The sequence below is a fragment of the Deltaproteobacteria bacterium genome, assembly GCA_016210045.1.
Classification (GTDB): Bacteria; UBA10199; UBA10199.
In genome coordinates this window covers 25,612-43,798 of sequence record JACQUX010000019.1, presented here as the reverse complement: position 1 = coordinate 43,798, position 18,187 = coordinate 25,612, and the positions used below count along the sequence as shown (strand labels likewise).

Annotated in this window: 13 protein-coding genes; 9 read left to right on the top strand and 4 right to left on the bottom strand. The window is 61.3% G+C overall.

Annotation, left to right across the window (positions count from 1 at the left end; all coding sequences use genetic code 11):
* Window positions 1–6: 6 nt before the first annotated feature.
* Together dnaK and HY696_06075 are read right to left on the bottom strand one after the other, a co-directional pair.
* Window positions 7–1,917 (bottom strand): molecular chaperone DnaK, encoded by a 1,911-nt coding sequence (dnaK, locus tag HY696_06080; GenBank protein ID MBI4237969.1) that lies wholly within the window; start codon window positions 1,915–1,917, stop codon window positions 7–9.
* A 159-nt stretch (window positions 1,918–2,076) separates the two neighbouring features.
* Window positions 2,077–2,781: a hypothetical protein gene (locus HY696_06075; GenBank protein MBI4237968.1), complete on the bottom strand. Its 705-nt coding sequence runs from the start codon at window positions 2,779–2,781 to the stop codon at window positions 2,077–2,079.
* A gap of 206 nt (window positions 2,782–2,987) precedes the next feature.
* Here HY696_06075 and HY696_06070 point away from each other — a divergent pair, with 206 nt between their 5' ends.
* The 6 genes from HY696_06070 (at window position 2,988) to HY696_06045 (ending at window position 11,589) form a co-directional block, all read left to right on the top strand.
* On the top strand, window positions 2,988–4,085 hold the full coding sequence (locus HY696_06070; protein ID MBI4237967.1) for a Glu/Leu/Phe/Val dehydrogenase: 1,098 nt from the start codon (window positions 2,988–2,990) through the stop codon (window positions 4,083–4,085).
* Window positions 4,086–4,207: 122 nt separating this feature from the next.
* Window positions 4,208–5,365 (top strand): carboxypeptidase regulatory-like domain-containing protein, encoded by a 1,158-nt coding sequence (locus HY696_06065; GenBank protein ID MBI4237966.1) that lies wholly within the window; start codon window positions 4,208–4,210, stop codon window positions 5,363–5,365.
* Window positions 5,350–9,849, top strand: coding sequence for a hypothetical protein (locus HY696_06060; GenBank protein MBI4237965.1), 4,500 nt, complete (start codon window positions 5,350–5,352; stop codon window positions 9,847–9,849). Before HY696_06065 ends, HY696_06060 begins: the two co-directional genes overlap by 16 nt.
* A 322-nt stretch (window positions 9,850–10,171) precedes the next feature.
* Window positions 10,172–10,918, top strand: a complete 747-nt coding sequence (locus HY696_06055; protein ID MBI4237964.1) for an RHS repeat-associated core domain-containing protein — start codon at window positions 10,172–10,174, stop codon at window positions 10,916–10,918.
* A 179-nt stretch (window positions 10,919–11,097) separates the two neighbouring features.
* A complete protein-coding gene (locus HY696_06050; protein MBI4237963.1) occupies window positions 11,098–11,421 on the top strand; it encodes a hypothetical protein in 324 nt (107 codons plus the stop codon).
* A gap of 9 nt (window positions 11,422–11,430) precedes the next feature.
* Window positions 11,431–11,589 carry a hypothetical protein gene (locus HY696_06045; protein ID MBI4237962.1) on the top strand — a complete coding sequence of 53 codons (159 nt, stop codon included), beginning with the start codon at window positions 11,431–11,433 and terminating at the stop codon, window positions 11,587–11,589.
* A 27-nt stretch (window positions 11,590–11,616) separates the two neighbouring features.
* On the opposite strand, the gene HY696_06040 is transcribed toward HY696_06045, so the two are convergent.
* On the bottom strand, window positions 11,617–12,600 hold the full coding sequence (locus HY696_06040) for a HEAT repeat domain-containing protein (GenBank protein ID MBI4237961.1): 984 nt from the start codon (window positions 12,598–12,600) through the stop codon (window positions 11,617–11,619).
* Between the two features lie 131 nt (window positions 12,601–12,731).
* Entirely contained in the window at window positions 12,732–13,442 is a 711-nt protein-coding gene (locus HY696_06035; protein MBI4237960.1) for a hypothetical protein, read from the bottom strand.
* Window positions 13,443–13,601: 159 nt separating this feature from the next.
* Here HY696_06035 and HY696_06030 point away from each other — a divergent pair, with 159 nt between their 5' ends.
* The 3 genes from HY696_06030 to infB all read left to right on the top strand — a co-directional run bounded on the left by HY696_06030 (window position 13,602) and on the right by infB (window position 18,177).
* On the top strand, window positions 13,602–14,117 hold the full coding sequence (locus HY696_06030) for a ribosome maturation factor RimP (protein MBI4237959.1): 516 nt from the start codon (window positions 13,602–13,604) through the stop codon (window positions 14,115–14,117).
* Window positions 14,118–14,209: 92 nt separating this feature from the next.
* Window positions 14,210–15,586, top strand: coding sequence for a transcription termination/antitermination protein NusA (gene nusA / locus HY696_06025; protein MBI4237958.1), 1,377 nt, complete (start codon window positions 14,210–14,212; stop codon window positions 15,584–15,586).
* Window positions 15,587–15,639: 53 nt separating this feature from the next.
* Window positions 15,640–18,177, top strand: a complete 2,538-nt coding sequence (gene infB / locus HY696_06020) for a translation initiation factor IF-2 (GenBank protein ID MBI4237957.1) — start codon at window positions 15,640–15,642, stop codon at window positions 18,175–18,177.
* Window positions 18,178–18,187 lie beyond the last annotated feature (10 nt).

The following is an 18,187-nucleotide window of genomic DNA, read 5'->3' as shown; positions in this document are numbered from 1 at the left end:
CTGTCGCTACTTGACCTCTTCGAATTCTGCGTCGACGACTTTTTCATCGCGGGGGGCTGCGCTGTCGTCGGTGCCGGTTTTCGCTTCGCCGTTGCCGGCGGTCTTGGCCTCTTTGGCCGCGCTGGCCCGATACAACGCCTCGGCCATGCGATGCGACGTCTGCTGCAATTGCTCCATCGTGGTCTTGATCGCGGCCGTATCTTTCGATTCGATCGCTTTCTTGCAGGCCTCCAGCGCGGCATCGACCGGCTGCACGTCTTCCGCGGGCAATTTATCGCGATTTTCTTTCACCGTCCGCTCGGTCCCATAGACCAACGCATCGGCCTGATTGCGCAATTCAATTTCTTCGCGCCGCTTCTTGTCGTCGCTCTCGTGCTGCTTCGCATCGCGCACCGCTTGTTCGACTTCGTCTTTCTTGAGTCCGCCGGACGAAGTGATGGTGATGTGTTGTTTCTTGTTCGTCGCCTTATCGAGCGCGCCGACGTTCAAGATGCCGTTGGCGTCGAGGTCGAACGTGACCTCCACTTGTGGTACGCCACGCGGCGCGCCGGGAATGCCGTCGAGGATGAAGCGCCCTAACGACCGATTGTCGCCGGCCATTTCGCGTTCGCCTTGCATCACGTGAATTTCGACACTGGTCTGGCCGTCCGCCGCCGTCGAAAAGACTTGCGACTTGCGGGTTGGAATCGTGGTGTTGCGTTCGATCAGGCGCGTCATTACGCCGCCCAGCGTCTCGATCCCCAATGACAGCGGCGTGACATCGAGCAGCAACATATCTTTCACTTCGCCGGCCAACACGCCGCCTTGTACTGCGGCGCCTGCCGCAACGACTTCGTCCGGATTGACGCCTTTATGCGGATCGCGGCCGAAAAAGTTGCGCACCAGTTCTTGGACCTTCGGAATGCGGATCGAGCCACCGACCAGAATGACTTCGTCGATGTCGGCCGGCTTCTTGTTCGCATCCGCGAGGCAGCGTTTACACGGCTCCAACGTGCGTTCGAAGATGTCCATCACCAGCGATTCGAATTTCGCGCGAGAGAGTTTCATCACTAAGTGCTTCGGGCCGGTTTGATCGGCCGTGATGAATGGGAGATTGATCTCAGTTTCCATCAGCGAAGAGAGTTCACACTTCGCTTTTTCGGCGGCTTCTTTCAACCGCTGCAACGCGCGACTGTCGGCGCCCAGATCGATGCCTTGATCTTTTTTGAACTCCGTCATGATGTAATCGATCAGCCGTTGATCGATGTTGTCGCCGCCCAAATGGGTGTCGCCGTTAGTGGCGATCACTTCGACGACATTCTCGCCGACTTCCAACACCGAGATGTCGAACGTCCCGCCGCCGAAGTCGTAGACGACAATGGTTTCATCTTTCTTCTTGTCCAGCCCGTAGGCCAACGCGGCCGCGGTCGGTTCGTTAATGATGCGGCGCACCGTCAACCCGGCGATCTGGCCCGCGTCTTTCGTGGCCTGGCGTTGGCTGTCGTTGAAATACGCCGGCACGGTAATCACCGCGTCGGTAACGGCTTCGCCTAAATAATCCTCCGCGGCCTTTTTCAATTTACGCAAGACGTGGGCCGAAATTTCCGGCGGCGTATGGACTTTGTTGTCGATCTTCACGCCGGCGTCGCCGTTTTCGCGCTCCGCGACTTCATAGGGGACCATCTTGATCTCGTCGGGTACTTCACTGCGCCGCCGACCCATGAAGCGTTTGATCGAATAGACGGTGCGATGCGGATTGATGATGGCTTGGCGCTTCGCGGTCTGTCCGGCCAGGATTTCGCCTTGGTCCGTAAACGCCACCACGGAAGGCGTTAACCGCGCCCCCTCTTCGTTTTGAATGATCTTCGGTTGCCCACCTTCCATAATGGCGACCACCGAATTCGTCGTACCCAAGTCGATGCCAATGATTTTTCCCATGTGTTCTCCTAATGTGTCGCGTTGTCGCACAGCCGCACAGCGGCGTTGAGGGGGTGGCTCCAGTGGCTTTGCCACTGGAGGGGGCGACGTGAGCCCCCGCAAAGAATCGCCGCCTCATATGGGAGGGGGGCGGAGAAAGTCAAGGCGGGAGGGGGATTTTTATTCCACCACTTGCCCTTGCAAGGTGAGCAGGACGGTTTGGCCGTGGAGTTTGGCGTCGAGTGGGGGGAGGCCGGTTTTGGGCATACGAAATGTGCCAACGAGGGTGGCGCGGCGCTCTTTTAATTGGAGGATGCCGGTCACGGGTTTGCCCCCGCCAGAGGCGGGTCCGCCTGCGGCGGAGGCGATTTGAATCGTCCCCGTCGTGAGACGGATCGGGGGGAGGGCGAAACGGAGCAGTGGTGCGGTGCCGTTGGCGGCAAAGACCTTGGCGTCGAGTTGCAAGCCGTGCAGTGTGATCGCAATGGCATCCGGGTCCCAAGTGATCGTGCTCCGGCTGCCGGCATGCCCGTTGAAGCTGAGCTTATAAGGTCCCCCGGGGATATCCGGACCTTGGAGCGTGCCACGTAATCGGGGCAAGTCGGAATTGCGAAGCAGAATCTGATCCGCTTGCAGTTGGTACGGGATTGTCCCACGACCGCTGACCCGCAGCGCAGGGAACGCGGGAACTGTTGGCAACGCAAACGTGGCCCGCAGTCGAAGCGGGATGGCCTCGGTCGCGGCATTCGCGCCGAGAAGTTGCCGTTGCAGCGCAGCGGCGGTGTCTTCCAATGACAGGGGAGGGGGTTCTTGGCTCGCGGCGGTGCCGATCCAGCAGCAGGCGACCAGCAGCGAACAGAGGGGACGGATGTTTTTCCAGAACATGTCTGGCTGATGACATAGGTGCGGCGTGTGCGGCAAGGCGGCCTGCGTTGGCGTGTTGTGTTATGACCGGATCAGCGTACGCGCATGACGATGATCACGCTGGCACGCGAAAATCGGATTGACTTCACCCCACCCGACAGTTAGCAGCACGCCCAAATCTTATACCGACGAGGGAGGCTCCGATGGTCAGCGATGTCTTGCAACAGATGGAAGCGTTCGATCACGAACAGATTGTGTTTTGTCAGAACAAAGAATCCGGCCTCAAGGCGATCATCGCGATCCATAACACCACGTTGGGGCCGGCGCTCGGCGGCACCCGGATGTGGCTCTATAAAGACGAGGGCGAGGCGCTGCGCGACGTGCTGCGACTCTCCCGTGGCATGACTTACAAGGCCGCGGCCGCGGGCCTCAGCTTAGGCGGCGGCAAAGCGGTCATCATCGGCGATCCGAAACGCGACAAGTCACAGGCGCTGTTCAGCGCGTACGGCCGTTTCTTGAACACGCTCGGCGGACGGTACATTACGGCCGAAGACGTCGGCACCGACGTCAACGACATGGAATATATTTACACGGAAACCGACTACGTGGTCGGGATCGCCGCATCGCACGGCGGTTCGGGGGATCCGTCGCCGTTTACTGCGCTCGGCGTGTTTCAAGGCATGCATGCCTGTTTACACCGCGTGTTCGGCAATGAAGACATCAGTGGGCGCACGGTCGTGGTGCAGGGCGTCGGGCACGTCGGTCATCACTTAGTGAAATTGCTGGTCGAGGCCGGCGCCAACGTCGTTGTTTCCGACATCGATGCGGAGCGCGTCGATCAGGTGTGCAAGGAGCATGGTACCACGTCCGTCAAACCCGATCGCGTCTTCAGTGTGCCGTGCGACATCTTCGCGCCGTGCGCACTCGGCGCCGTGATTAACGCCGACACGTTGGGCCAATTACAGTGCAAGATCATCGCTGGTGCCGCGAACAATCAACTCGATCTCGAAACGCGTGCCGATGACGTGCGGAAACGCGGCATGCTCTACGCGCCGGATTATGTCATTAACGCCGGCGGACTGATGAACGTCTATGTCGAATGCGAAGGCTATAGTGTCGAACGCGCGGAACGGATGACACGCGGGATCTACTATAACTTGATGCAAGTCTTCGAAACGGCGGAGGCCGAGAAGATTACGACCGTCCAAGCCGCCGAACGTCTCGTGCAGCAACGCCTCTATCGGTCCGGTCGGGTGGGCAACATCTTCACGTCGGAACGCAAAGATGTGCTGCGTTCCATCCGCCATCGGCGTTCGCGGGCGTAGAAAAGCACCGCGCCAATCCCGTAAACCATTGATACATCACACTTGGCGGGTTCCCGCTTGACAGACACGATCGCCCGCGCCTAGGGCGAGAGTAGGACCGTTGGCTCGAAGGGTCGTGCGCGATGTGCGAGCGGAGTCGTGCGGGAATCTGGGTGGTGTGGTGGTGCGTGGCACTGGCGTTGGCCGGCTGCCGCGACGAGGGGAGCGCGGACGGAGGCGACCTCCCGACACTTGCACAAGTCAGTGGCCTGATCGATTTGCCCGGCGGCAACGATGAAGGCTGGGTGGCCGCGGGGCAGCCAGCCCTTGCGACGCCGGAAAGTGGATGGCTCGTCGGCACGGTCCGCAATACCGCCACCAAGGCACCGTTGAACGGCGCAGTAGTCCAAGTTCGTGGCGTAGAAGGTGAACTGGTCACGGGGGACGACGGGAGCTTCCGTTTTCCCGTCACGCCGGTCCACGGCAGCGGCGTCTTCTTTCTCGACATCCACCATCTGCACTATACGTCGGCGTATCGGAAATTTGCCGTGCATGCGCAACAGCCGACGGCGGTCGGCACGATCTACCTGACACCGCTGGATGCCGCGATCGGGACGCTCCGTCCCGAAGGGAGCCGTCATACCAGTGCGTCCGGGCTGGTCCAAGTCGAGGCCCCGGCCGGCGCGGTGTCGGTCGGCACTGTGGTTCGGGCGACGGCATTTCCGTTTGGCGAGGCGCTGCCGGGGCCATTGCCGTCCACCTCCTTTTTTACACATGCGATCGAACTGGGTCCGGAAGGGCAACAGTTCGCGCAGCCGGTCACGATCCGGGTGAAGAATACGCGCGGCTTCGCCGCTGGTACCGCGATCCCGGTCGGGTATTTCAATAAGACTACGGCCGAATGGGAACACGAGGGGATGGGCAAGATATCGGCCGATGGGGCCTGGATCGAATACCAGGTCACCCATTTCTCACCGCGCGATTTGAATTACCCGACCATCATGCCGCCGGGAGCCATCAATCCCACGGCGATTGCGCCGCAGACGACGGATTCGGTCGGGCTGGGCGACGGCCGTTGCGGCGGCTCGGAGGTCAAGCTGGCGAGCGGGGAACTGATGCAGTCCTTTGCGCTCCCGTCCTATGCACTGCTCGATGCGACGTACGGGGTGACGCTGGCGTATTCGAGCGCGACGGCGGCCCCGACGGCGCGCGTGGCCTTCCAAAAGGACCCGGAGAGCGCAACCCCAATGCGCTGCTCCCGGCACAAGTGGGTTATCAGGTGCGCGTGGCCGGGCGAATGATTGCGCAACGCTTCACCCCGGCCGCCTCGATGGCGCTCGCCGCGGCCGTGCCTGTGGATGCACCCGAGGGCGAGCCGTTCCCATCAGGGCTCTATCCGTATCAGGCCGAGATTACCCACTACTTCGCCGGCCAATACGCCACGGCCCGCTGCTTCGGTTGTCCGCCCGAGCGCACGACAGGCATTGCGACCGACCAACTTGTCCCGTTGACCGCCGGGCGCGGTGGCGAATTGGCGATCCATAACCAGCGGGAGAGTCCGGTCGGTTCCGGCTGGGGCGTGGTCGGTTTGCGACGGTTGTTCTGGTCTCCCGACGGGGGAGCGGTGTTGCTGGCGGACGGTTCCGGAACGGCGGTCCCATTGCGTGCCGACCTGATCGAGACGATCGCCGGGAACGGCGAGCCCGGCGCGAGCGGCGATGGTGGCACGGCCACGGGGGCCCAGCTCAGTCATCCTGCCGGATTGGCGATCGCTCCAGACGGTGCCCTCTATGTTGCCGAGTCGGGCGGGCATCGGGTCCGCCGCATCGACCCCCATGGGATCATTGCGACCTACGCCGGCACCGGTATCCCAGGCTACACCGGCGACGGGGGATCGGCGACGGCCGCACAACTCAACGGCGCCACGGACCTGGCGGTCGATGCCGATGGGAATCTCTATATCGCCGACGACGGCAACCACGTAGTGCGGCGGGTGGACCGAAGCGGGGTCATCACGACGGTCGCGGGGACCGGCAGTGCGGGATATTCCGGCGACGGCGGGCCCGCGACGGCCGCCCAGCTGACACGCCCGAGTGAGGTCGACGTCGACCCACACGGCAACATCTATATCGCCGATCCCGGCGCCCACGTGATCCGGCGCGTCGACCCATCCGGGATCATCCTGACGATCGCCGGGAACGGAACGGCCGGCAGCAGCGGCGATACCGGGCTCGCGACGGCGGCTCGACTGAATGTCCCCGAAGATGTCGCCGTTGATTCGCTCGGCTATGTCTACATCGCCGACACGCTCAACCACCGGATCCGACGCATCAATCCGGCCGGGATCATCGACACCCTGGTCGGCGACGGGACCGCCGGATATAACGGAGAAGGGGTTGCGGGAACCAGCGCGCAACTCAATGGGCCGGTCGCGCTGGCGCTCGACTCCGCGGGGCAGATCTATTTCACCGAGAACGGCGGGCAACGCCTGCGCCGGCTCGGCCTCGACGAGATCGTCACGACAATTGCGGGACAAACGTTCGCGGGAGGCGATTCTCTCTTCGGTGATCACGGCAATGGCGGACCCGCCACCCAAGCGCGATTCGATGGGCCGAGCGGCGTTGCGTTTGCTCCTGGCGGCACGATCTATATTGCCGACAGCAAACACCACCGCATCCGGCGGATCGGCCGGGACGTCCTGCATCATCCGCTGGACCCCGGGATCCTTCTCACGCGACACGCAGACGGAACGGCCACGCTCAGCGACGCCACCGCCCGCGAGACGCTCGACTTCGATGCCGCCGGTCGCCAGACCGCGCGCACCGACCGCGACGGCCGCATGACCAAGTACTCGTACGACGATCAGCGTCTGAGCAGTATGACCGATCCGCTCGGTCAGATCACGTTGCTGACCTACGACGCGGATTTCCGGCTGCAATCGATCACCGACCCGCAGCAGCGTACCACGCAACTCGATCACGATGACCATGGCAACCTCACGTCCCTGACGCTCCCGGATGGGAGCCGTTGGCAGTTCACGTATGATACAGACCACCGTATGGTCATGAAGACCGATCCGCAGGGAGAGACAACGCATTACACCTTTACCCCATCGGGCGCGGTCACGAGCGTCGCCTTTCCCACCGACGAGACGTGGCAACTGGAGACCGTACACTACGACGGTTCCGTAACGGCCGACGCCGGGACGGAGAGCGATCCGTTGCCCGCACCACCCGCGGCGACCACGACGGCATTCACCGACGGCGAGGGGGGGAAATGGGCCTATGCCTTCGACCGCCGCGGCTTTGTCACCCGCACCACCGACCCGCTCGACCGTGTCACCACGATCACGCGCGACGCCCAATCGCGTCCGGTCAAGATCCTCTCTCCGGAGGGTCGCCCCACGCACTTCCAGTACGACGCGATGGGCCGACTGACGGACTACACGCGCGGTGGGGGCAACGAGGCTTGGGACGTCGACGTGGCCTACGATGCCCAGGGCAACGTGGCGGAGCTCGAGACACAAGGGATCGGGAGGCGCTACACCTACGATGAGCAACGGCGCATCCTATCCGCAGTCGACGACAACAATGCGACGACGACCTATGCCTACGACGTTGCCGGGCTGGTGCGGACGGTGACTGATCCGCTCGGCACGACAACGACTCTCGATCGGGACGCCCAAGGGCGCGTCGTGGCCGTGACCGACTCGCTCGGCACGGTGGCGACGTACGCCTACGACGCCGCCGGCAATCCAACACACATCACCAACGCGAATGGCGAGTCCACGCAGTTTGCGTACGATGCCATGAACCGCCTCAGCCAGCTCGTCGATGCTAACGGCGGCGTGACTGATCTCGGCTACGAGGTCGCCGGCTGCGGGTGTAGTCCGGCGGAACGGGTGACCCACTGGAGCGATCCGCTCGGGAATACCTGGCGCTATACCTACGATGCGTTGGGACAACTTACGGCGTGGACCGATCCGCAGGGCGCGACCGAGACGCGTGCGTACGACTGGAATCGGCAGTTGCAACGGATCGCCACACGGACCGGCGCTACGATTGAATTCGGCTACGATGCAGCCGGTCAACTCGTGACCCGCAGCGCGGATGGCGAAACGGCCTCGTTCACCTACGATGCCGACGGACTGCTCCTCAGCGCGGCCACCGTGGACCGTACCTATACCTACACCTACGACCTCGCCGGTCGCCCGGCGATCTCCCAATCCGGCACCGGTCCCGATCTGACGCTCGATTATCACTGGTGGCATAGCCAGGAATCGAGCCGAATCACCGGACTGCCCCATAAGATCGAGCGGATTTTCGATTTCGCAGGGCGGTGGACCCGCGTGAGCACCGATCTCTACGATGGCAGTGCCTCCTTGTCGTACGACCAGGGCGGCCGTTGGACTTCGCGGTGGAGTACGGCGTACGACTCACAAGCACTGGCATACGACCCCCGCGGTCGGGTGGCGCAGATCACGTTCAATGGCCCGCACGGTCAACACCTGCTGCAATACGGCTACGACGCGGTCGGGAACATCGTCGCGCGCACGGATGTGGCGACCACTCGGGCCTTCAGCTACGACCCGCTCGACCAACTCTTGAGCGCCACCAACCCTGCGGAGGCCTATACCTACGACGTCGCCGGCAACCGCCTCACTGGCCCCGACGACACGCAGTATTGGTACCTCGCCCCCAACAGGATCTTGGCCACGCTCCGGGACGCAGTGACCAATAGCTACACCACGGATGCCGCCGGGCGTCTGACCGAACAGATCCGCGACGGCCTCACGACCACCTACACCTGGGATGCCTTCGATCAACTCCGCCGAGTGCAGTCCGGCGATGCGGTCGTCGATTTCAACTACGACGCGTTCGGTCGCCGGATCGAGCGACAACAAACGGTGGTGGGAGTGACGACCACGGAACGCTACGTCTACGATGGCGTCCAGCGGATCGCCGATTATGACGGCGAAAACAATCTCATCGCCCAATACTTCTTCGGCCCCGGCATCGACCAGCCGCTCTTCGAGATCCGCGACGACGTCGTCCGCCACTACTATGTCGATGGCCAAGGCAATGTGATCCAAGTCGCCGGCAAGACCACGGCCGATCTCGCCACGTACCAATACGACAGCTTCGGTCGCCCGCTTGCCGCGACCGGACCGACCGCGGAGCAGCCTCCCTTCCGCTTCACCGGCCGCGAATGGGACGCCGCGACAGGCCTCTACTATTACCGCGCCCGCTACTACGACCCCAGCCTCGGCCGCTTCCTCACCGAAGACCCGCTCGGTCTCGCGAGCGGCGATGCGAATTTGTATCGGTACGTGGGGAATAATCCGGTGAATTGGCGCGATCCCAATGGTACTGACATTTGGATTGAGGGCCCAAACTCGTATGAACCTTATCGGCATCAAAGTATCAGCGTGGGAGATCCAAATGGAACATATAGTTCGTATAGCTTTGGAATGAATGGAAGATGGTTATTACAAGGTGAGGTATATCGCGACACAAAGCCAGGCGGGATTATTGAAGCGTTTAAGCGCACTACCCCATTTCAAGATGTCACCTTTAATGCACAGCTTTCATCTGAAGTAGGCAACACGGGCATTTACGGCATCACAGATATCTGCCGCAGCTATAGCCAACATAATTTTGAGCGAGCTCCCGGAGTTATCGGGGCGCCACCGATACGAACCACACCTGTCATCACAGAACCCAGTTTTTTCTTTACCAGTTCAACGCGCGCACCAAGTACCTCCGGAACATGGACGTCACGATGAAGCCGAAACCAATAATTTGGGTGCCAGTCTTCGGTCTCTGTTTTATGAATTTTGTATATTGCTCGATCACATTTGTGCATCCCCCCTCATTTTATAGTGCTGTCCTACGCTTTAATGACGTGCTCAATCCCGTGCCCTTGCTGGTCGCCGATCTGCTAGAAAAAATCGGCCTGTTTGACACATACTGGCTCTCAGTGCCGTTGCTCGTCATAACCATCCTGCTCTGGGCGTACTGTGTGGCATGGGGAATCAGCGCTTTATTACACATACTGCAACGCGTGCGGTAGATGGCACGTTCCTTCACTGATATTGAGGTAAGCTGATGTGTTGCTCAGATAATAACGACATCATTCACGCGGAATATTTCTTCGGCCCCGGCATCGACCAGCCGCTCTTCGAGATCCGCGACGACGTCATCCGGCACTACTATACCGACGCCCAGGGCAATGTGATCCAGGTCGCCGGTAAAACAAAATCGGATCTCGTCACTTACCGCTACGACAGCTTCGGTCGCCCGCTCGCCGCGACAGGCCTCTACTATTACCGCGCCCGCTACTACGACCCCAGTCTCGGCCGCTTCCTCACCGAAGACCCCATCGGCCTCGCGAGCGGCGATGCGCATCGGTATCGGTACGTGGGGAATAATCCGCTGCGCTGGGTGGACCCGTGGGGGTTGCTCCGCTGGAATGCGCCACCGCCGCGAACGGTGCCGGTCCGCGGTCAAACATTGGCGAATCTGCAGTGTGTGGAGGGCTGTTTGCAGCGACGCACGGGCAACGCAAATCTAGATTTACTGATAAACGGAGGGGCGGAACAATTCGGACACTCGCGCAACAGTCACCATTATCGCGGCGAGGCATGCGATATTGCTGGTCCTCGATTCAATCCGGTACCGCATGCCGACGTGATGCAGTGTGCCCACCAATGTGGGTTTGGAGCAGGGCATTTTGAGGACTCCGCAGGTTCGGCACATGACCATTGGCACTTGCAGAGGGTGCCGGGTAACGGTGTGCCGGCGCTCCCAAACACCACGCCGACATCAGAATCCCTGCCACAGGGGGGACAATGAATTGGTGCTCGGTACCGCGCCAAGGTGTCGCGTTCTTCGCGGCGTTGCTTGTGGCGCATACGGGCTCGTGTGGATTTACCAGGCCGTCCGCCAGCCCAACAACTGCACGGCAGGTACTAATGCGCTCCTTGGGTGAAGCTATAGCGCTAGCCGTTGAATACTGTCCGGACAATACATGCATGGTATTCCGGAGCTACAATCGCTCTGCGCACGCGGTCCTGCCTTCGTTTGCGCTGCTCTATCTCTACTATTATGACTCATATATCTATCTGTCCGCATTCAAGGCCTCCAGCAACATCAAGCGCGCAGCGGAGATGGAGTTGGAGAGATACCTCGACAAGCGTTGTCGCGGGAATAATCGACAACAAGAGATAAAGTGTGTGATCGAGCGGTTGGCGGCACAGTACAATATCGCCATTCTGTTTGCCCGCTATGATGAGGGCGTAAGATCTGAGGGTGAAATCGATTTGTCATCCGAATTGGCAGGAGAAGAACCACGGTGATGAGCCGCTATGCTTGAAATAACCTTTTGCGCCCTTGCCTACGACAGCTTCGGCCGCCCCCTCGCCGCGACCGGACCGACCGCGGACGCCCATCCCTTCCGCTTCACCGGCCGCGAGTGGGACGCTGCCACCGGCCTCTACTACTCCCGCGCCGCTATTACGACCTGAACGAAGACCCGCTCGGCCTCGCTGATATTACTGCGGTGTTGATCCATGATCGGTCGTGCGCCGTGCCTGGAGTTTTTTGATCGCGTCGGCAATGGAGCGCTGTAGTGGGGTCTGAAAGCGGTCCGCGTGTCGTAACGCGCGTTGGAGATCGGGGAGGGCCTGGACGTTGCCGCGCCGTCCCAGCACATACGCCGCTTCCGACACGATGTCAGGCGTATCGTTGAAGAGAAAGCGGGCCAATAAATGGTCGGCCTGCGGATAGGGGAGAAGCTGCACTGTCCTGACGGCCTCCCTCCGCATTGCCGGATTTGGGTGGTTCAAGAAGGGCTCCAGCAAGGCGACGTCTGCGCTCGAGCCGTGTAACGCCAGCAGCGCCAATCCCAGATGTTGGCGGGCTTCCATGGCTGCGTCGGCCTTCTTTTGCTCGCCCACACTCCGCAACACCGAAAGAAAGCGCCCATATTTTTCAGCGGCCGGGCGTGCGGGGTCCGGCGGCACGACCGCGAGGCGCACCATATCGAGCAGCTCATCCGTCGGGAAGGCGCGATCGGCACTGTGGTCAATTAACGAACCGACAATCGTCGCCGGGTAGACCCGGAAATGCCCAGCGAACGGGGCCGGCACCAAAAAACGGTTGACGCGCGAGTAATCGCCCGCCAGGACCTCCTGCGTCTTCGGGTGGGTCTTCGTCGATGGATTGAGAAATAACAGGTATTGTTCGCCGTTATAGAAGGCACCATGGCGGACCCCGGACGCCGACTGGAACCGATCGTTGAATGCGGTGACCGTGATGGTCCGCTTCGTCTTGCCGCGGACCCACTGATCCACATGCACGACCGCCGAATAGGTGCCGCCGGACCTGACCGTGGCGATGACAATAACGGGCCGCTCGAACAACTCCCGGGTACTCGGCCACCGCCACTGCGCGGAAATGTGCGTGGTGGTGCGAGCGACGTTGGACGTGAAGAGGAGCGAGACCATCAAACCACTACTGATGAAGGGAAATCGCATCGGCCCTCCCGTGGGACTCCACAAGCCTACGCACGAACATAGTAGGGCGCGGCGTCCAGGGCAATCGCATTATGCTGCACTTCGGAACGCAAAGACGTGTTGCGTTCCATCCGCCATCGACGTTCGCGGGCCTAAAGCAGACGCGCCGCCAACGTCAGGAAATGCGCCAATCCCGCTTGTTCGGTGGGGCCGAAACCGTAATGCAGACGCCGGGTCAAGTAGTCGCGATACCCGTCCGGGGCCAGGCCTTGGGCGCGCAGCAGTGGATCGAGATCGGCGAGATTGTGGTCGCGGACCGCGCATAACTGCGCTTCCAGTCCCGAGACGAGTGCCGCGCCGCTGCGTCGGAACCAGGCCGCGAACACGAACGGAAGCCCAGTCCACTCATACCACGCCGCGCCGAGATCGATTGATTGCGGCGGGGGCGGCGTCATTAACGCCCGATCGCCGATGATCACCGTCGCATCGGCGTTGGGGAGCGCTGTTGCATAGTGCACCGAGCCGTTGGGCCGTTGCCACCGTCCTGTCAGCAGGACCTGCGCCAACATATTCGACGTCTGCGACTCCGGACTCAACGCCACATGCCGCAGCGTCGTCACATCGTGTCCCGCAGCGATATCGAGCCGAACACTTTGGACCGCGCCACGACAACCGATCGCCGGTGCCTCCGGGAGCAGCTCCCAAGCCGGATCCCCAGCCACCGCGATCACCGGGGCCAGGACGAGATCGCAGTCACGGAGATGCGCGCGCGTCATCGCAGCCGGGAGCAGCGGCGTGACCGCCCACGGCAGTCCGACGGTCAACGGCCACGCATTCATAAATCCGACAGCGGCGATACGCATCGCACGTGGGATATCGCAAACGGTGGCTGGTGGCAACGTCCGTAGCCCCGCCCCCAAAATTGCCTTGCCAATAGGGGAGCCGATATGGTTAAACGCCGCCAGTTCCTATGGATGTATCCGTGGGCGGCAGTTACGCCCACTTTTTTTTGGCGCTCCTTTATGGATCGGGCAGAGTGGGTGACCTCCATCGAACGGGTCGCAACGCCGGTGGTGGCGCAGTTTGGGTGTGAGTTGGTCGACGTCAAAATCGTCCTAGGCCCGCGTCGCTGGACGGTGCAACTCCGGATCGATCGACTCTCCGGATCCGCTGCTGAAGCCGGCGTCACAATCGACGATTGTGCGCGGATCTCGCGAGCGCTTTCTGGTGTCTTTGATGTCGACGTGCAGATCCCTGTGGCCTACGACCTCGAGATCTCCTCGCCGGGCCCCGACCGTCCGCTGAAGCAACGCGCCGATTATGAACGCTTTGCGGGTCACACCATCGAAGTGCGGACGCGGGAACCGTTTGCGGGCCGCAATCACTGGAAGGGGACGTTGCAGGGATTAAGTGCCGATGAAATTTTGCTCGCCTGCGAAACCGGTCTGCAACGCATCCCGCTGGCCGTCGTCGCACGAACTAATTTGGCAGACCCGATTGTGATCGGAAAACGCCGAGCCGAAAAAGTGGTGAATTAACAAGGAGTGGTATTGTGGCAACAGCAACGGCAAAGAAAACGAAGACCGCAAAGACAACCAAGAAAAGCAAGAAGGCACCGGCTGAACCGCCGATGTTTCAGGAAATGGACCGCATCCTGGAACAAGTCAGTCGCGATCGCCGAATCCCGAAAGATCGCCTGATCGAGGCCATCGAGGCCGCGTTTTTAAGTGCTGCGCGCAAAAAGTGGGGACACTTAGGCGAACTCGAGGCCCACTACAATCGCGAGACCAACGAAATCGAACTCTTCCAATTTAAGACCGTCGTCGAGATCGTCCAAGACGCGTACCGCGAAATGACGCCGACCGAGGCCGCTCCGCTGGACGCCGAGGCCCAAATCGGCGACAGCATCGGCGTCAAAATGGATCCAAAGGTCTTCGGGCGCATTGCCGCACAGGCCGCGAAGCAAGTCATTATCTCCAAGATGCGCGATGCCGAACGCGACATCGTCTGCGAGGAATTCCAAGACCGCGTCGGCGAGATCGTCACTGGAATTGTGCGGCGCGTGGAGCGCGGCGACATCGTCGTCGACTTAGGTCGGACTGAAGCGATTATCCCGCGAACGGAACAAATCCCGGGAGAACGCTCGCAGCCAGGCGAACGGGTGCAAGGCTACTTCATGACGCTGAATCGGGAAGGGCGCGGTCCGCAAGTGGTGCTGTCCCGCCGTCATCCGCAACTCGTAGTGAAACTCTTTGAAATGGAAGTTCCAGAGATCGCGGAAGATATCGTGCAAATTAAAACGGTCGCACGCGAGGCCGGCGTTCGCACCAAAATTGGCGTCTATTCCAAAGATTCGGATGTCGATCCGGTCGGCGCGTGTGTTGGAATGAAAGGCTCGCGAGTGCAAAACGTGGTGCAGGAACTGCGCGGCGAAAAGATCGACATCGTGCAATGGGACGAAGATCCGGCGCGTTTTGTCTGCAATGCCGTGGCCCCGGCGGAAGTGGTGAAAGTGATCATTCGGGAAAAAGACCACTCGATGGAAGTCGTGGTCCCGGACGATCAGCTCTCGTTGGCCATTGGGCGGCGCGGGCAAAACGTTCGTTTGGCCGCGCAACTGACCGGATGGAACATCGACGTGCTCAGCGAATCGAAGGTGGAAGAGCTGGCCAGTCGTCACCGCAAAGTCCTGAGCCGCGTGCTCGAAGTCGACGATCCAACCTCGCTGATTTTGTACAGCCACGGCTATCGCACATTGGAAGATATCTTGGCGGCCGGTGAAGATGAATTCATCGAACTTCCCGGGATGTCGACGGAACTCTTGCGTGGATTCTTTAACAAGGCGAAACAAACGATCGAGAGTGGTCTCAGGACCGAGACGCTGCTCGCACAAGTGGCGGCAGAGGAACAGGCGGCGCGCGCCGCTGAAGCGGCTGCTGCCGCAGCCGCAGCCGAGGCAGAAGCCGCTGCTGCCGCAGTGCCTGAGCAGAGCGAGGCCATGCAATGACATTATCTACGCACAGTGAAACCCCTCCAGTCGGGGGTGGTGAGCGGACCGAGGTGGTCGAGAAACGGGTTGCCGCGACGGTCATTCGTCGCCGTGCCCGCGTCGTCACCGAGCCGCCACCCGCGCCGGAACCCCCCGCTGCGGTTGCGGCGGAGGCCCAGGGCGCCACAGCGACAGCAGGCACTGAAATGTCGCCGCCAACGACGGCGACCAGCGCCGCAGCGGCAGTCGCCCCACCAGCGGGCGCGGTGCAAAGCACGGCCGTAACTACGCCAGCGACGACCGCAGCCAAATCGCTGCTCAGCAAGATCCCGCTGACCGGCCCCGGCGCCCAGCGTCCTGGGATGGTCGCACGTCCCGGCACTCCGGGGGCGCCCCGGCCCGAGACCAAGGCCGAAATCGAGGCCCGGTTACGGAAGCCGTTACGTCGGAAGAAGAGTCGCGCCGAATGGGAGACGGAAGACATCCGCAAAGCGGGTGGTTTGTTCCGCTTCGTCGATGAAGTCTCTGTCAATGCCGAAGCCGGCGGCGAAGCGGCGGTTGAAGCGCCGTTGGAAGAAGGTGCCGAGGTGCCAGTGGTAGCCGCAGAGGCAGAGACCGTTACTGCAGCTCCGACGGCAGAGCCCGTAGTTCCTGCGACGCCGGTCGCCGTGCCGGTCAAAGTGCCGCTCGTGCTCCCGGTCACGACACCATTGCCGCCAGTCATGGCCCCCCGATATTCCCAACCCCATCCAATGGAACGGGTGTTTCGTCCCACCGGGTTGAAGCGGAAAAAGACGCTCCGGAAAGACTTTAAGAAAACGCAAATTACGCAGATTAAATCAGAGAAAAAAGTTATTAAAATCGAAGAGGCGATTTCCGTCAGCGCACTGTCTCAAGCCATGGGAGTGAAGGCGTCGGAGTTGCTCCGCCAACTCATGCAACTCGGCACGATGGTGACGATCAACCAAAACATCGATCCCGACACCGCCACGTTGTTAGCGCAAGAACATGGCTACGAAGTGGAACGCACGGCAATCAATGAAGCGGCGCTGCTCAAGGGGAAAGTGGTGGCTCCGGTGGCTTCGGTGGGGACAATCCTCCCGATCCGCGCCCCGATCGTCACCGTGATGGGCCACGTAGATCACGGTAAGACTAGTCTGCTGGACGCGATTCGGGCGACCGACGTCGCCGGCGGGGAGGCGGGCGGGATCACCCAACATATCGGGGCCTCGCAGGTCCAGACCTCTAAGGGACTCATTACGTTCCTCGACACCCCGGGTCACGAGGCATTTACCGCGCTGCGTGCGCGCGGGGCTCAAGTGACTGACTTAGTCGTTCTTGTCGTCGCAGCAGACGACGGCGTGATGCCGCAGACCATCGAGGCGATCAATCACGCGAAGGCGGCAGGCGTGCCAATCATCGTGGCCGTGAATAAAATGGATAAGGCCGATGCGAATCCGGACCGTGTCAAACGGGAACTTTCGGAACACGGCGTGGTGGCGGAAGATTGGGGCGGCGACGCGATTTTGGTCCCGACCTCCGCCAAGAGTCGGCAAGGCATCGATCAACTGTTGGAAATGATCCTGTTGCAAGCGGAAGTGCTCCAACTGCGCGCCGATCCCGCCGGGATGGCGGAAGGCCGCGTCATCGAGGCGCGGCTCGATCGCGGTCGAGGTCCGGTCGCGACGATCTTGGTACAGTCCGGGACGTTGCGGCGCGCGGCGACTGTGGTGTGTGGCACCGCGTCGGGACGAGTACGGGCGTTAGTGAATCCACGGGGTGAGCCGATCGACTCCGTAGGTCCTGGCTGTGCCGCCGAAGTCTTAGGGCTGGATGCCGTGCCGGTGGCGGGGGATCCACTCGTCGAGGCCGCGGATGAACGCGCGGCCAAGGTCGTGATCGAGACCCGAACGCGGAAGCAGCGCGAAAGCCAATTGGCTAAATCGGGTCGCGCGAGCCTGGAAGATCTCTTTAAACAAACGGCCGCCGATCAGGCCAAAGTGCTGCGCGTGATTGTGAAGGGCGACGTGCAAGGCTCCGTCGAGGCCGTCGTCGCAGCGCTGGAACGCAGCGGCACCGAAAAAGTCACGGTGGAAGTCCTGCATCGTGCGGTTGGCGGGATCACCGAAGGCGATGTGTTGTTGGCCTCGGCCTCGCGTGCGCTCGTGATCGGCTTCAACGTGGTGCCGGATGGGAAGGCGCGGCGGTTGGCCCAAAGCGAGCAAATCGAGATCAAACAATACAGCATCATCTATGAACTGATCGACGACGTGCGGAAGGCCATGGCCGGGTTGTTGGAACCGACACGCACCGAAAAAATCTTGGGCCGGGCCGACGTGCGCCAAATCTTCCAAGTCTCGAAGATCGGCACCATTGCGGGCTGCCAAGTGGCGGATGGACTGATCAATCGTTCCGCGAAGGCGCGACTATTGCGCGATTCCGTGGTGATCTTCACCGGACGCCTCGCCTCGCTGAAGCGCTTCAAAGACGACGCCCGCGAAGTGACGAACGGGCAAGAGTGCGGGATCGGGCTGGAGGGATTCCAAGACCTGAAACCGGGCGACGTGATCGAGTCCTTCCAAGTGGAAGAAACCGCCGCAGTGTTATAGGCAGGGAGAG

Bases quoted from the DNA above. Each gene is read 5' to 3' on its own strand.
- dnaK (MBI4237969.1), bottom strand. From the start codon at position 1,917: ATGGGAAAAATCATTGGCATCGACTTGGGTACGACGAATTCGGTGGTC.
- HY696_06075 (MBI4237968.1), bottom strand. From the start codon at position 2,781: ATGTTCTGGAAAAACATCCGTCCCCTCTGTTCGCTGCTGGTCGCCTGC.
- HY696_06070 (MBI4237967.1), top strand. From the start codon at position 2,988: ATGGAAGCGTTCGATCACGAACAGATTGTGTTTTGTCAGAACAAAGAA.
- HY696_06065 (MBI4237966.1), top strand. From the start codon at position 4,208: ATGTGCGAGCGGAGTCGTGCGGGAATCTGGGTGGTGTGGTGGTGCGTG.
- HY696_06055 (MBI4237964.1), top strand. From the start codon at position 10,172: ATGTGTTGCTCAGATAATAACGACATCATTCACGCGGAATATTTCTTC.
- HY696_06050 (MBI4237963.1), top strand. From the start codon at position 11,098: ATGGTATTCCGGAGCTACAATCGCTCTGCGCACGCGGTCCTGCCTTCG.
- HY696_06045 (MBI4237962.1), top strand. From the start codon at position 11,431: ATGCTTGAAATAACCTTTTGCGCCCTTGCCTACGACAGCTTCGGCCGC.
- HY696_06040 (MBI4237961.1), bottom strand. From the start codon at position 12,600: ATGCGATTTCCCTTCATCAGTAGTGGTTTGATGGTCTCGCTCCTCTTC.
- HY696_06035 (MBI4237960.1), bottom strand. From the start codon at position 13,442: ATGCGTATCGCCGCTGTCGGATTTATGAATGCGTGGCCGTTGACCGTC.
- HY696_06030 (MBI4237959.1), top strand. From the start codon at position 13,602: ATGGATCGGGCAGAGTGGGTGACCTCCATCGAACGGGTCGCAACGCCG.
- nusA (MBI4237958.1), top strand. From the start codon at position 14,210: ATGTTTCAGGAAATGGACCGCATCCTGGAACAAGTCAGTCGCGATCGC.